The 14,308-nt window shown below is 66.1% G+C and carries 10 protein-coding genes and 1 tRNA gene; 5 read left to right on the top strand and 6 right to left on the bottom strand.

Annotated elements, in window-relative coordinates; translation table 11 throughout:
- Positions 1 to 132 precede the first annotated feature (132 nt).
- Positions 133 to 1,719: a phosphoglycerate dehydrogenase gene (gene serA / locus KVF90_RS08370; protein WP_264394388.1), complete on the bottom strand. Its 1,587-nt coding sequence runs from the start codon at positions 1,717 to 1,719 to the stop codon at positions 133 to 135.
- 122 nt (positions 1,720 to 1,841) lie between these two features.
- The gene (locus KVF90_RS08365; RefSeq protein ID WP_264394387.1) at positions 1,842 to 3,020 is read right to left on the bottom strand and encodes a phosphoserine transaminase; all 1,179 of its coding nucleotides are present in this window, start codon (positions 3,018 to 3,020) and stop codon (positions 1,842 to 1,844) included.
- Positions 3,021 to 3,179: 159 nt separating this feature from the next.
- On the opposite strand from KVF90_RS08365, the gene KVF90_RS08360 reads away from it, so the two are divergent.
- Positions 3,180 to 4,370 carry a glycosyltransferase family 4 protein gene (locus KVF90_RS08360; protein WP_264394386.1) on the top strand — a complete coding sequence of 397 codons (1,191 nt, stop codon included), beginning with the start codon at positions 3,180 to 3,182 and terminating at the stop codon, positions 4,368 to 4,370.
- Between the two features lie 6 nt (positions 4,371 to 4,376).
- Here the strand turns inward: KVF90_RS08360 and KVF90_RS08355 are convergent, their stop codons facing one another.
- Positions 4,377 to 4,811 (bottom strand): hypothetical protein, encoded by a 435-nt coding sequence (locus tag KVF90_RS08355; RefSeq protein WP_264394385.1) that lies wholly within the window; start codon positions 4,809 to 4,811, stop codon positions 4,377 to 4,379.
- 77 nt (positions 4,812 to 4,888) lie between these two features.
- Positions 4,889 to 5,572 (bottom strand): PadR family transcriptional regulator, encoded by a 684-nt coding sequence (locus KVF90_RS08350; RefSeq protein ID WP_264394384.1) that lies wholly within the window; start codon positions 5,570 to 5,572, stop codon positions 4,889 to 4,891.
- 86 nt (positions 5,573 to 5,658) lie between these two features.
- Here KVF90_RS08350 and KVF90_RS08345 point away from each other — a divergent pair, with 86 nt between their 5' ends.
- From KVF90_RS08345 to KVF90_RS08330, 4 genes are all read left to right on the top strand, one after another.
- On the top strand, positions 5,659 to 6,978 hold the full coding sequence (locus tag KVF90_RS08345; RefSeq protein ID WP_264394383.1) for a replication-associated recombination protein A: 1,320 nt from the start codon (positions 5,659 to 5,661) through the stop codon (positions 6,976 to 6,978).
- On the top strand, positions 6,975 to 7,859 hold the full coding sequence (locus KVF90_RS08340; protein WP_264394382.1) for a hypothetical protein: 885 nt from the start codon (positions 6,975 to 6,977) through the stop codon (positions 7,857 to 7,859). The genes KVF90_RS08345 and KVF90_RS08340 overlap by 4 nt, the downstream gene beginning before the upstream one ends.
- A 131-nt stretch (positions 7,860 to 7,990) precedes the next feature.
- The gene (locus KVF90_RS08335; protein WP_264394381.1) at positions 7,991 to 9,490 is read left to right on the top strand and encodes an OprO/OprP family phosphate-selective porin; all 1,500 of its coding nucleotides are present in this window, start codon (positions 7,991 to 7,993) and stop codon (positions 9,488 to 9,490) included.
- Between the two features lie 40 nt (positions 9,491 to 9,530).
- A tRNA-Thr gene (locus KVF90_RS08330) sits at positions 9,531 to 9,603 on the top strand.
- 48 nt (positions 9,604 to 9,651) lie between these two features.
- Here KVF90_RS08330 and KVF90_RS08325 read toward each other — a convergent pair.
- Both KVF90_RS08325 and KVF90_RS08320 read right to left on the bottom strand, forming a co-directional pair.
- The gene (locus tag KVF90_RS08325; RefSeq protein WP_264394380.1) at positions 9,652 to 10,578 is read right to left on the bottom strand and encodes an acetyl-CoA carboxylase carboxyltransferase subunit alpha; all 927 of its coding nucleotides are present in this window, start codon (positions 10,576 to 10,578) and stop codon (positions 9,652 to 9,654) included.
- Positions 10,579 to 10,587: 9 nt separating this feature from the next.
- Positions 10,588 to 14,286 (bottom strand): SDR family NAD(P)-dependent oxidoreductase, encoded by a 3,699-nt coding sequence (locus KVF90_RS08320; protein ID WP_264394379.1) that lies wholly within the window; start codon positions 14,284 to 14,286, stop codon positions 10,588 to 10,590.
- Between the last annotated feature and the right edge of the window lie 22 nt (positions 14,287 to 14,308).

Below are 14,308 nucleotides of genomic sequence, written 5' to 3'. Positions count from 1 at the left end.
GATGGGCGCGGGGTGAAGGGGGCAAGCACTGCGCAGGCCCACCCCCGGCCCCTCCCGCAAGCGGGAGGGGAGTATCAGCGCGGCCCGGTCCCCCTCCCGCCTGCGGGAGGGGTTAGGGGTGGGCTTCTTCTTTTAGAACGAGAGCGCCTTCACAAGCTTCACGCCTTCGACCTTCTCGGCCTCGGCGATCACTTCCGGCGTCAGCGCTTCGTCCAGGCTCAGCAGCAGCACCGCTTCCCCGCCCGCTTCGCGGCGGCCGAGGTTGAAGGTGCCGATATTGATGCCGTGGCTGCCCAACAGCGTCCCGATGCGGCCGATGAAGCCGGGCTTATCGTCGTTGACGATGTAGAGCATGTGGCCGGACAATTCGGCTTCGATCCCGATGCCGAAAATCTCCACGAGACGCGGCGATTCCGTCCCGAACAGCGTGCCCGCGACAGAACGCGGCCCTTGCGCGGTTTCCACCGTCACGCGCACCAGCGTGTTGAAGGCGCCGTCACGCTCGTGGCGGATTTCGCTCACATCCAGACCGCGCTCCTTGGCGAGGAACGGGGCATTGACCATGTTCACCGTGTCCGAATAGCGGCGCATGAAGCCCGACAGCACGGCGGCGGTGATCGGCTTGCCGTTGAGGTCTGCGGCTGCGCCTTCGCGTTCGATGCTGATGCGGGTCAGGTTGCCATGCGCCAGCTGGCCAACAAGGCTGCCCAGCTTTTCGGCGAGCGCCATGTAGGGGCGCAGCTTCGGGGCTTCCTCGGCCGAGAGGCTCGGCACGTTGAGCGCATTGGTCACGCCGCCGTTGACGAGGTAATCGGCGAGCTGCTCGGCCACCTGCAATGCGACATTGACCTGCGCTTCGGTGGTGCTTGCGCCGAGGTGCGGGGTGCAGATGAAGTTGGGCGCACCGAACAGCGGGTGATCGGCAGCGGGCGGTTCGGTCTCGAACACGTCCAATGCCGCACCGGCCACCTGACCGCTTTCAAGGCAGTCCTTCAGCGCCGCTTCGTCGATCAAACCGCCCCGCGCGCAGTTGATGATGCGGATGCCCTTCTTGGCATTCTCCAGCCGTTCGCGGCTGAGGATGTTGCGGGTCTCGTCGGTCAGCGGCGTGTGCAGCGTGACGAAATCGGCGCGGCTGAGAAGCGTATCGAGATCGACCTTCTCGACGCCCATTTCGACTGCGCGTTCCTCGGTCAGGAAGGGATCATAGGCGATCACCTTCATCTTGAGGCCGAGCGCGCGGCTGGCGACGATCGAACCGATATTGCCCGCGCCGACCAGGCCGAGCGTCTTGGCGGTCAGTTCGACGCCCATGAACCCGCTCTTGGGCCATTGGCCCGCCTGCGTCTGCGCGTTGGCTTCGGGGATCTGGCGGGCCAACGCGAACATCAGCGCGATGGCGTGTTCGGCGGTGGTGATCGAGTTGCCGAACGGGGTGTTCATCACCACCACGCCCTTGGACGAGGCATAGGGGATATCGACATTGTCGACGCCGATGCCGGCGCGGCCGATGACCTTGAGGTTGGTGGCGGCATCAAGGATCGCCTTGGTCACCTTGGTCGAGGAGCGGATGGCGAGGCCATCATACTCGCCGATGCGGGCGATCAGCTGTTCGGGCGTTTCGCCGGTGATCACATCGACATCACAGCCGCGCTCTTCGAAAATGCGCGCGGCGTTGGGGTCCATCTTGTCGGAAATGAGAACTTTGGGACGGGTCATGGGAAATTCCTTCCAGTCGTCATCCCGGACTTGATCCGGGATCGTGCGCGACACGCGCTAGGGAATAGGGGAAAGCGGCCCCGGCTCGGAGGCCGGGGCGACGCAAACACTAACGGCGCAAATCAGCCGTTCTTGACCTTGTCATAGGCCCATTCGATCCACGGCAGCAGGCGCTTGATGTCCTCCTGCTCGACGGTCGAACCGCACCAGATGCGCAAGCTCGGCGGCGCATCGCGGTAACCGTTGAAGTCGAAGCCGACATTGCGCTCTTCGAGCAGCTTGACGATCTTCTTGGGCACGGCGGCCTGGTCGTCAGCCGACAGGGCATCATACCATTCGCCCTGGAACATCATGCAGACGCCGGTGTTGGTCTGCTGCGCCGGATCGGACGCCATGTTGCGCAACCACGGGGTGGCTTCGATCCAGTCCTTGACGATAGCCGCATTGGCATTGGCCCGCTCGACCAGCGCCTTGCGCCCGCCGATCGACTTGGCCCATTCCAGCGCTGCGATATAATCTTCGGTCGCCAGCATCGAAGGCGTGTTGATCGTTTCCCCGGCGAAAATGCCGAGGTTGATCTTGTCGCCCTTCTTCATGCGGAACAGCTTGGGCATCGGCCACGGCGGATCATAGCTTTCGATCCGCGCAACAGCCTTGGGGCTGAGGATCAGCATCCCGTGCTGCGCTTCGCTGCCCATCACCTTCTGCCACGAATAGGTCGTGGCATCGAGCTTCGACCAGTCCATTTCCTGCGCGAAGATCGCGCTGGTGGCGTCGTTGATGGTGATCCCCTCGCGGCCCGGCTCCAGCCAGTCGGTGTTGGGGATCATCGCGCCGCTGGTCGTGCCGTTCCAGGTGAACACCACGTCATTGCGCTGCGGGATGGTGGTGAGATCGGGAATGTCGCCGTAATCGGCGGTGAGGACTTGCAGGTTGGGCAGCTTGAGCTGCTTCACCGCGTCCTGGATCCAGATATTGCCGAAGCTCTCCCACGCGGCGACCGTGACCGGGCGCGCCGGATCGAGCATCGCCCACATGGCGGCTTCGATCGCGCCGGTGTCCGACGCGGGCATGATGCCGATCAGGTAATCATCGGGGATGCCGAGCAGTTCGCGGCTCAGATCAATCGCGTACTTCAGACGCGCCTTGCCCAGCGCCGAACGGTGCGAACGGCCGAGCGATTCGGTTTTGAGCTTGTCCAGCGACCAGCCGGGGAATTTCGCCGTGGGGCCCGAGGAAAAGAAGGGGCGTTCAGGCTTAAGCGTCGGCTCGTGTGCGAGCCCGCGTGCATACTCAGTCATGTATTCTCTCCTTGCAGAGAGCTCGCGCGGCGTTGGGACCGCGTGGCCCGTGGGCGGCTTTAGAGGCGGGGGGCGTGGAGTCAATGACTTTGATCCGCTCCGGTGCGGGGAGGATAGGGTCTCGCAATATTTGTGCGGCTCGCCTAAACGCAGCGCTCCATGGACGTTTCAGACCTGCGCATTGCCCTGTTCAGCGGCAACTACAACTATACCCGCGACGGGGCCAATCAGGCCCTGAACCGGCTCGTCGGCTCGCTGCTCGCCCGGGGCGCGAAAGTGCGCGTCTATTCGCCCAAGGTCGCCAATCCCGATTTTCCGCCGACCGGCGATCTGGTCGGCCTGCCCAATGTGCCGATGCCTGTGAAAGGGCGCGGGGAATACCGCATGCCGACCCATCTGGGCGCGGCGGTGAAGCGCGATCTGGCGGCGTTTGCGCCCAATATCGTCCACCTGTCCTCACCCGATCCCTCCGCCCATGCCGCGCTGCGCTGGGCGCGCGCGCAGGGCGTTCCGGTGCTGGCCAGCGTCCACACCCGGTTCGAGACCTATCCGCGCTATTACAACATGGCGTTCCTCGAGCCCCTGATCGTCAAGGGCCTGCGGCGGTTCTACAACCGCTGCGACGCGCTGGTCGCGCCTTCGCAGTCGATGATCGACGAGCTTCTGGCGATGGACATGCACACCCGCATCGGGCTGTGGAGCCGGGGGGTGGACCGCACGATCTTCTCCTCCGCGCGGCGCGATCCGGAATGGCGGCGCAGCCTTGGCCTTGCCGATGATGATGTCGGGATCGTCTTCCTCGGTCGGCTGGTGATGGAAAAGGGACTCGACGTCTTTGCCGAGGCGATCGTCCGGCTGCGCGAACAGGGTGTGGCGCACAAGGTGCTGGTCATCGGTGACGGCCCAGCGCGTGGCTGGTTCGAAGCGAACCTGCCCGGTGCGATCTTTGCGGGCTTCAAGACCGGCGACGCGCTGGGTCAGGCGCTCGCCAGCGGCGATGTGTTCTTCAACCCCAGCGTTACCGAAACCTTCGGCAACGTCACGCTCGAAGCAATGGCCAGCGGCCTTCCGGTGGTCGCCGCCGGGGCGACGGGCAGCGCCAGCCTAGTGGCAGATGGCGTGACGGGCAGGCTGGTTGCGCCTTCGGGCAGCATGAAGGCCGACGCTGCCGCCTTCGCCGCTGCGCTCGCACCCTATTGCACCGATCCGGCCCTGCGCTCGGCCCACGGCGCAGCGGGCGAGACCCGCGCCTGCGAGTATAGCTGGGAAGCCATCAACGCGGTCGTTGCCGACACCTATGTGAAGCTCGTCGACGAACGGGGCGCAGCGAAGGCCCGACAGGCAGCCTGACGCCCCTTACCGCAGCACCCCTGTCGCTGCCATCCGCCGGGCGTAAAGCAGCAGCGACAGCGTCACCGCCCAGATCGCCACATCAAGCGCGGGGGCCTGCATGTCGGCTGGCACTTCGATAAGCGCGTAGTGATAGATCGTCGTCCCGATCAGTCCCAGCAGCGCAACCACCATCGCGGCGACCGCCCATTTCGAGCGGAGCAATAACAGCACTGATCCGGCAAATGCGCCCCACACGCCCAAGGCCCAGAAGGCGTTGGCCCATGCGGGATAGCTTTCCATGAAAGCGATCTGGCCGGGCGTCATGCCCATGTCAGCCAGCATGCCGAGCTTCGTCGTCAAATAGCTGATGATGCCCATTGCGTTGAACAGCAGCGTCAGCAGGCCCACTACCCACAGGTGCCACGGTGCCTTGGTGCGGCTGTTGCCGATTATCGTCATGGGTGCCCCTCCCCCGTTCGTTACGACCCGAACGGGGGAGAGATTATGCCTGGCTTGCGTAAATCGCAATCACCGCGTCACAGGCGCTCGATGCGCTTGGCCATTTCGTCGATCATGTCGACGATTTCGTTGATGGTCCGCTCGTCGAGCTTGCCCGAACGGGCGCGGTTCTTGAGCACGGAACCCAGATTGCCCATCGCGCGAAACAGATCGGGTGAGCGCACCGTTTCGGCGCGGGTCGCGTGGCGGCCCAGACGGCGCATCAGGGCCTCGACTTCGTCGGCGCGCTTTTCAAGCTCGGCGCGCCCCTGATCGGTCACAGCAAAGGGCTTCTTCGCGCCGTCTGCCTGGGCCTCCGTGATGGCGCCTTCATCCTCGAGCAGTTGCAGCGTGGGATACACCGCGCCGGGGCTCGGGGCATAGCCGCCGCCAGTCATTTCCTCGATCCCCTTGATCAGCTCGTAGCCGTGCGAGGGGTTTTCCGCGATCAGCGCCAGCAGTGCGAGGCGCAGTTCGCCGGTGCCGAACATCCGCCCGCGGCGACCGCGCCTGCCGGGGCCGGGGCCACGCTCCTCGCCTTCACCCTCGCCTTCGGCCTCGTCGCTGTCAAAGCGCCAGCGCGCCTTCATGCCGGGGCCGCCGAAGTTCATGTTTCCGTTCATCGCCATCATCGCCATCGTTTCGGCGAACTTTTCCCAGCCGCCGCCGCGGCCATATCTGTTCCAGGTCATTTCAATCTCCTCGCGTTTCTTGCGATACATCCAAGATATATCTTAGACCTATCGTTTCAAGCTGCCTCACCTGCGACGGTTTTCTTTTCCGCCCGATGTCCTATCACGCCCGACGAATGGCTGATCTGTTCGGACAAGACGCCCCCGAGGGCCCGCGCGGCGATGGCGCACCTGCGCCCGATGCGCCGCTGGCCGACCGTCTGCGCCCGCAGACGCTGGGTGAAGTGGTGGGGCAGGAGCATCTGACCGGCGCGGACGGCGCTATCGGCCGGATGGTCGCGGCAGGGCGGCTTTCCAGCATGGTCCTGTGGGGGCCGCCCGGCACCGGCAAGACCAGCATCGCCCGCCTGCTCGCCGATGCCGTAGGGATGCGTTACGCCGCGATCAGTGCGGTGTTTTCGGGCGTGGCCGACCTCAAGCAGGCCTTTGCCGAGGCGGAGAAAATGGCCAGGGCGGGCCGCAAGACGCTGCTCTTTGTGGACGAGATCCACCGCTTCAACCGCGCGCAGCAGGACGGATTCCTGCCCTTTGTCGAGCGCGGCGTGGTGACTCTGGTCGGCGCGACCACCGAGAACCCGAGCTTTGCCTTGAACGCCGCGCTCCTCTCCCGCGCGCAGGTGCTGGTGCTCAACCGGCTGGACGCGGCGGCGCTGGCACTGCTGCTGGAAAAGGCCGAGGCGCTGGAAGGCCCCCTCCCCGTCACGCCCGATGCCCGCGCCGCGTTGATCGCGCAGGCCGATGGCGACGGGCGGTTCCTGCTGGGACAGGCAGAGACGCTTTACGCGGCGGGTCTGGCAGAACCGCTCGATCCGGCCGCGCTGGGCAACTTCCTGCAACGCCGCGTGGCGGTGTACGACAAGGACCGCGACGGGCATTACAACCTGATATCGGCGCTGCACAAAGCGGTGCGCGGGTCCGATCCGCAAGCGGCGCTGTATTACCTCGCGCGGATGCTGGTGGCGGGAGAAGAACCCCTGTTCCTCGCGCGGCGGCTGGTGCGCATGGCGGTGGAGGACATCGGCCTCGCCGACCCCCACGCCCTGCCGCAATGCATGGCGGCGATGGAGGCCTACCGCTTCCTCGGCAGCCCCGAAGGCGAGCTGGCACTGGCGCAGGCCTGCCTCTACCTAGCCACCGCGCCCAAATCGAACGCGGTCTATGTGGCGCAAAAGGCAGCGTGGAAATCGGCGAAGGAGACCGGCAGCCTGATGCCGCCGATGAACATCGTCAACCCGGCCACCGGCCTGATGGAAAGCCTCGGCTACGGCAAGGGCTACACCTACGACCACGACACGCCCGAGGGCTTCTCGGGCGACAATTACTGGCCTGAAGGGATGGAGCCCGAGCGGTTCTACGCCCCGGTGGAGCGCGGGTTTGAACGCGAGGTCAGGAAGCGCCTCGAATATTGGGACAAGTTACGGTCGGAGCGCGGGTGACCCGCTTCACCCATTTCCTCGCGGTGGACTGGTCGGGGGCGAAGGGCCCGCGCCAGAAGGGCATCGCACTTGCCGTGGCGCTGGCAGAAGGCGGTGCGCCGGTGCTGGTCGCCCCGCCCGATCCGAAGGGATGGGCACGCAGCGAAGTGCTCGCGCTGCTGCTCGATCTGCCCGGCGCAACGCTGGTCGGGCTCGATCTCGGCATCGGCCTGCCGCACGCCGATGCAGATGCGTTCTTTCCCGGATGGGACGCCTCGCCCGCAGACGCGCGCGGGCTGTGGGCGCTGATCGACCACCTTTGCGCGGATGATCCCCACCTCGAAGCGGGCGGCTTTGTCACCCATGCAGAGGCCAGCCGCTATTTCCGCCACGGTGCCGGGGTGGAAGGCGACCGCTTCCTGCTCCCCGGCGCTGCCACCCGCGAAGGCCGCTTCCGCGTGGCCGAAGCGGCGCAGCGCCAGCAGGGCGTGCGGCCGGTGAGCAACTTCAACCTCGTCGGCGCGGCGCAGGTCGGCAAGTCGAGCCTGACGGGGATGCGGATGCTTCACCGGATCGGCCCGCGCCTGCCGGTGTGGCCCGTCGATCCCCTGCCCGATGAAGGCTCGGTCGTGACCGAGATCTATACCTCGATGGCGGCGCGGCTGGGCGGCGTGACGGGCGCGGCGACCAAGATCCGGAGTTATGCGGCGCTCAACGACGCGCTCGACCGGCTCGGCTCGCCGCCGGTGGCGGGGACGGGGGCGATCGACGATCATTCTTCCGATGCGCTGCTGACCGCCGCATGGCTGCGCCGCGTCCACACCAGCGCCGATCTGTGGCACCCGCCCGGCCTGACTGCCGCAGTCGCCCGTACCGAAGGCTGGACCTTCGGCGCGATTTAGAGCGCATGTCAGCCACTTGTCACCCTGTGCATAAATTACGGTCACATTTGTCACGCAAGTGACATTAAACCGACATAGGGGCGTGGGCGCTGGCCGCCGCGTGGGGGCCGTCCACTTGCAAAGGCACCATCATGTCCTTCATTTCGGGGCGCTGCTCCACTGCCGCGATCGCTCTCGCCCTGCTGACCAGCCTCGGGGCCGAAGCGCAGGCACAGGCTCAAGCCGCACCCGCCCCCGCTGCCGCTGCTGACGAAAACGGCGAAGCACGCACCATCGCCGATCTCCAGCGCCAGATTGACGAGTTGAAGGCGATTGTCTCCGCGCTCCAGTCCGCACAGGCAGCGCCGGCCCCGGCCCCTGCGGTGGTGGCGGCCGTTCCGGCCCCTTCATCCGCTCCAGCCATCGCGCAAGCCGGCCCGCTCCCCGCCGCCGCTCCGCCAAGCGACCCGCGCCTCGCCGCCATCGAACCGCCCAAGCCCAAGTCGAAGGCCTGGTACGAAAAGCTGCGCCTGCGCGGCTACACCCAGATGCGCTTCAACCAGATCGTTTCGGGCGATGCCGATGCGCCCGCTGGCGTCTCGCGCCTGCGCACCATCGGCGATGGCGACGTGCGCGGCGACAACAATTTCAGCTTCCGCCGGATGCGCCTGATCCTGCAGGGTGATCTCAACGATCACGTCTCGCTCTATTTCCAGCCGGATTTCGCCGCTGCGGTCTCGAACCAGTCGGCCGGCGAGCGGCGTGAGAACAGCGTCTCCCTGCGCGACATGTATGCCGATGTCTTCCCGTTCGATGACAAGTCCTTCCGCATCCGCCTCGGCCAGTCGAAGGTGCCCTATGGCTGGGAGAACATGCAGTCTTCGTCCAACCGTCTCGCGCTGGATCGTACCGATGCGATCAACACCGCTGCCGCGGGCGAGCGCGACCTTGGCGTCGTCGCCTATTACACCCCGCCCAAGGTGCAGAAGATCTGGGACCGCCTGACCGCTGACGGGCAGAAGCTGTTCGGCAATTACGGCGCCTTCGGCTTCGGCGCGTTCAACGGGCAAGGCCTCAACCGGACCGAGGGCAATGACGGCGTGATGCTGGTCGGTCTTGCGACCTGGCCGTTCGAACTCGACGGGATCGGCCTCGACGGACAGGTCCTGGAGATCGGCGGCGCGGTGATGCGCAACACCATCCGTCCGGAAATCCGTACCGGCGGACTGAGCCCGGCCGGGTTCAAGGACAACCGCGCCGGCATCCACGCGATCCTCTACCCGCAGCCTTTCGGCGTGCAGGCGGAATGGAACTGGGGCACCGGCCCCGAATTCGTACCCTCGCTCGGCCGGATCGAGGAACGCCCGCTCAACGGCGGCTATGTGCAGCTGATGGCCAAAATCGACGAATCGCCGATCGGCCCGTTCTATCCCTTCGCCCGCTGGCAATATTACCGCGGCGGCTTCAAGGCGGCGATCAACGCCCCGCGGCTGGAGACCGAGGAGCTGGAGCTCGGCTTCGAATTCCAGCTCGATCCCGCACTGGAGCTGACCGCGACTTACGGCTTTGCCTCGCGCAAGGAAGCCGATGAGCGCCGCACCGGGCAGGCCGAAGGGCAGATCCTGCGCATTCAGGCGCAATGGAACTATTGAGAGCGCGAGCGTTTGAGTCTAGGGCGCTGCCTGACGGAGCGCCGGCTTAGCTCAGTTGGTAGAGCACCTGATTTGTAATCAGGGGGTCACGAGTTCGAATCTTGTAGCCGGCACCGCCGCCCGCGCCCTCACGCAGCGAAGCGATAGGGCACAAAAACGCCCTATCCCAATCTCAGGAAGAACTCTTCGCGTTCGCGGCGCAGTTCTGCGGGGGTGAGTCCGGCGAGCGCGTCCAGTTCGGCGCGCAATGCCAGCGTCAGCCGCTTTACCGTCTCTTGCGGATCGCGGTGCGCCCCGCCCTTGGGCTCGTAAACGATGCGGTGGATCACGCCGAGCTTGAGCAGATCGGTCGCGGTGACTTTCATCGCCTCGGCAGCGGTGGCGGCCTGCGCGGCGCTGCGCCACAGGATCGAGGCGCAGCCTTCGGGCGAGATCACGGAATAGACCGCGTGTTCGAACATCAGCACGCGGTTCGCCGCGGCGAGCGCCACCGCCCCGCCCGAACCGCCCTCGCCGATAATCACCGCGATCAGCGGCACGCCGATGCCCAGACACGCCTCTGTCGAGCGGGCGATGGCTTCCGCCTGCCCGCGCGCCTCGGCATCGATGCCGGGGAAGGCGCCGGGGGTGTCGACCAGGGTCACCACCGGCAGGCCGAAACGGTCGGCCAGCTCCATCAGGCGGATCGCCTTGCGATAGCCCTCGGGCCGCGCCATGCCGAAATTGTGGCGGAGGCGCCCCGGCGTATCCTCGCCCTTCACATGGCCGATAACCATCACCTTGCGGCCCTCGAAGCGCGCAAAGCCGCCGATGATCGCCTGATCCTCGCCAAACACCCGGTCGCCCGCGATGGGGAGGAAGTCGGTGAACAGCCCGGCCACCAGCTTTTCGAAGCGGGGCCGCTGGGGGTGCCGTGCGACAAGCGTGCGCTCCCACGGGGAAAGCCGCGCATAGGTATCGGCGAGCAGCTTGTCCGCCCGCTCGCGCAGCATCCGCGCTTCCTCGGTGCCCTCGGCAAGGGCGGAAAGCTCCGCCACATGCTTGTCGAGCGCCTCGATCGGCTTTTCGAAGGGCAGGTACTGGATCATGCCCGTCGCTTATACCGTCATCGACATCCCGCGATAGATCCGCGCGCGATACCGCGAATCCTCCGCATCGGGCAGCGGCGCGCCGACCAGCAGGACGGCGCGGGCGAAGCGGCGCACCTCTTCGAGATGCTCGTCGAGATCGCGCGGTTCCTCGGATTGCACGCGGCGGGTGAGGTTGATCTGGTTGACCGGCACATCATGCACCAGCCGCTCGTTCTCCACGGCGAGGGTCGCGGTGAAGGCGTGGAGCGTGGTCTTGATGAAGTTCGCCAGCGCGAAGGCCGGGGACTTGTCGCCCATCGGCACGTCCGGCGAGGTCAGCACCAGCTGGCAATCATCATAGAGCGAGGCGCGGCGCGAGACGCGGAAGTGGTGGGTGAGGTTGTCGGCCACCACAGTGCGGAACTCGTCCGGGGTGAGCGGATCGTCCTTGCCGAACAGCTTGCCGGGAAGTGCGGCAAACGGCGTCGATAGGATCGTCGTCGGCTTGCCCCAAGTGGTCAGCGCCTCGTCCATCGCGGCCTCGATGTCGCTCGTGACGACCAGCGAAGTCAGCGATTGGGCGATGTCGTCTTCAAGCTGCGCCTTGATCGCCTCGAAGCCCTCGGCGGTGCGGGTGATCAACACCACGTTGGCGGCATGGCAATCCTCGATGAAGGCGCGCGCGGTTTCGGCAAGGTAATCGGCAAGGTGTTCGCCGATGATCCACACGGTCTTGCCGCGCATCTGGTCGAGGCGTTCCTGCTTCGGCGAACCGAACAGTTCGCGCTCGGTGGTCGAGCGCTCAACCGAAAGCCCGCCCGAGGGCATGAAGGTTTCGCCCGAAACGGCACGGTCGGCGAGGAAGAACACCGTCGCCTGCGCCACATCATGCTCGGTCGGCATCTTGCCGAGATAGAGCTTCGAGAGCACGCCGGTGCCGACCTTGTTGGCCTCCACCGCAATCTTGTCGGCGGGGAGGAAGGGCGCGTCCTCTGGCGGGACACGCAGCAGCCAGTCGCCATCTGCCTCAGGCGTGGCCGGGCGGTCGTTCCACTCGGGCGCGTCGAGGAACAGGCCCGCCTGCCGCAAGCGCCCGATCAGCGCGGCGGCGATGGTGGGGGTGAGGAGATACTGGTCCCACGAACAGGCCCCGTCGCCTTCCCGCGCACAGGCGAGCGCCAAGTCGCGCAATTCGCGCGGGTTGTTGGTATCGTGGCTCATCTTGACGGTATCATTGCGGGCAAGCCGCGCCAGCACCGCTTCGACCCGCACCCCACGCCGGATCGCCTTGATCGTTGCGGCATGGACGGCATTGAGGCGCTTGTTTTCAAGGATCAGCTTGCCGCGCCGTTCGAAAAGACCCGGCTTGCCGCCGGTGCCCGAAAGACGGTCGCCATCCACCGGGCCCGGTGCAATCGCGTTGAACTGCACCTCCGGCCCGAGATAGCGCGCCATGCTCTCCACCATCGCGCGCTGGCCGGCCTTGGAGACGGCGTAGTCAGCGCGGTTGGGATAGGCGACCGCGAGGTACTTCTCCCCGCCGAAATAGGAGGAAACGTTGAGGATATAGCCCGAGCCCTGCGCCTTCATCAGCGGGGCGACGTGGTGCATCAGGAAGTAGTTCGACACGAGGTTCGCATCGAGCGTGTAGTTCCACGCGTCGACACCCATGTCGACGACCATGTCCTCCGCGCCCGCCACACCCGCGTTGTTGATGAGATAGTCGATCCGCCCGAAGGCCTTCAGCGTCGCATCGACCGCGCCCTTGAGGCTTTCGAAATTGCTGACGTCCACGTTGGCGAGGGTCTGCACGCGGCGCTCCACGCCAGCGAAGCCGATATCCTCCAGCTCGGAAACGATCCGCGCCCGAGCAACGGCCAGCTCGCTTTCGCGCCGCGCGACCATCATCACCTTGCCGCCCGCCAGCGCCAGCAGCCGCGCGACCTGTCCGCCGATCCCGGCAGACCCACCGGTGATCAGTGCGACCTTGCCCAGATGCAGCCCCGTGATGTTCTCCGAGAAGCCCGGCATCGCCTTGCGCGCACCGGTCGCCTCGCCGATATTGCCGGGGACGTAGAGCGTGATCTCGCCAAGCTTGCTTTCCTTCAGCAGGATGCGCGCGGCGTGGCCTGCGGTGAAGCGGATGTTCTCGGCCTCGGTGTTGGTGAAGCGCACGATCTGGTTGCCCCACTCGGCCTGACGGCGGCGGCCATGGGCGGTGTCGATCTCGCTTTCGTCGCGCCAGATGCGGATCAGCTGTTCGGTCGCGGCGCGCAGGATGTTGGCGTAGATATCGCCCTTCCCGTCGCTGGCATGGCTGATGAACACGAAGCGCGGCGGCTGGAGCAGGTTGTCGTGCCGCTTCCAGTAGCGGCTCATCGTCCGCGCCAGCGCCATGTTGCCCGCCAGTTCGGCATCCATCAGCGCCTCGATGACGGAATCATCCGCGTCGGTGATCGCGCCCGCGAGTTCGCCTGCGCCCAAGGCAGGGAGGAACAGCGCCCCGCTCACCGGGGTTCCGCCCTTGGTGTAATCCTCCAGCGCCTCTTCCATCCCGGCCGGGTCCTTGCGGCTGAAGCGGATGATGGCGAGCTTGTCCGACAGGCCCAGCGCAGCGCAGCGCTTTTCGGCAATGGCGACATCGGCCGCGCGCGGCAGGCCGAGCACGACCTCCGCTCCGCAGGCGAGCTGCACCTGCGCGATTTCCAGCGCCTCTTCGAAATTGTCACCCGCCGCGATCAGCACGGCAAGGCCGGTGCCATCCATCGAACGCATGGTGGGCCGCGCGAGATAGGTCGAGCGCTGTTCCTTGCGCACCGACATGCCGTGAGTGACCTCGAAATCGTGGCCGTTGTAAGCCGCGCTCTCGTCACTGCCGAGGAAGACGCAGGTGGTGGCGATGTCGGTCGGCGTGGGGAAGGTCTTGGCCTTGTCGTTGCCGCCGGTCGCGCGTTCGAGGCTCATCATGTCGAAGAACTGCGTGGCGGTGGTGCCCGCTGCGTCGCCGCGCGCGGTGTCCATCGCGGCAAAGACGTTGCGGATGCGCTCGCTCTCGATCGGGCCGGGGTAGACGAGGTTGACGCGGACGCCCTTGGGGCCGAGTTCGAGGCTGAGTTCACGGCTCCACGCGTTCATCGCCGCCTTGGGGACTACATAGGCGGCGCGCGCGTAATAGGGCGTGCGGCTGAAAATGGTCGAAACGTTGATGATCGACCCGCCTTCAGGGATGTGTTCGGCGGCAACCCGCGCGACATTCCACGCCACGCCAAAGATGTTGCGCAGGGCATCGCCCACGGTCTCGCTGTCGGTCGAGCCGGACTTCTGGAGCGCGGCTAGCTCTTCCGCCGAAAGCGGCAGGTTCTCGATCGGCTGCTTGGGGCCGGCGCTTCCGGCGTTGTTCACCAGAATGTCGATCCGCCCGAACTGCTTCACCACCTCGGCAATCGCGGCGCGCACCGAAGCGATGTCCCCGCCGTCGAGCGCCACGGTGGCCAGCCGCGCCGGGTCTGCACCGGTCGCCTTGAGCAGTGCCTCGGCAGCGGCTTTGGTGCGATCGGGCGTGCGGCCCGTCATCACCACGGTTGCGCCTTCTGCAAGGTAGTGGGTGACAATATGCCCGCCCAGATTGCCCGCCGCGCCGGTGACGACGGCGATCTTGCCCGCCAGGCGGCCGGGAACGTCGCCTTGCAAGGCGGGCGCAGCAGCAACGGCTTTCGACTTAGCCATAGGACTCTCCTCACAGAATTAC

It is taken from the genome of Porphyrobacter sp. ULC335 (genome assembly GCF_025917005.1).
GTDB lineage: Bacteria > Pseudomonadota > Alphaproteobacteria > Sphingomonadales > Sphingomonadaceae > Erythrobacter.
The sequence above is the reverse complement of the archived record's forward strand: the minus strand, read 5'-3'. Positions and strand labels throughout refer to the sequence as shown.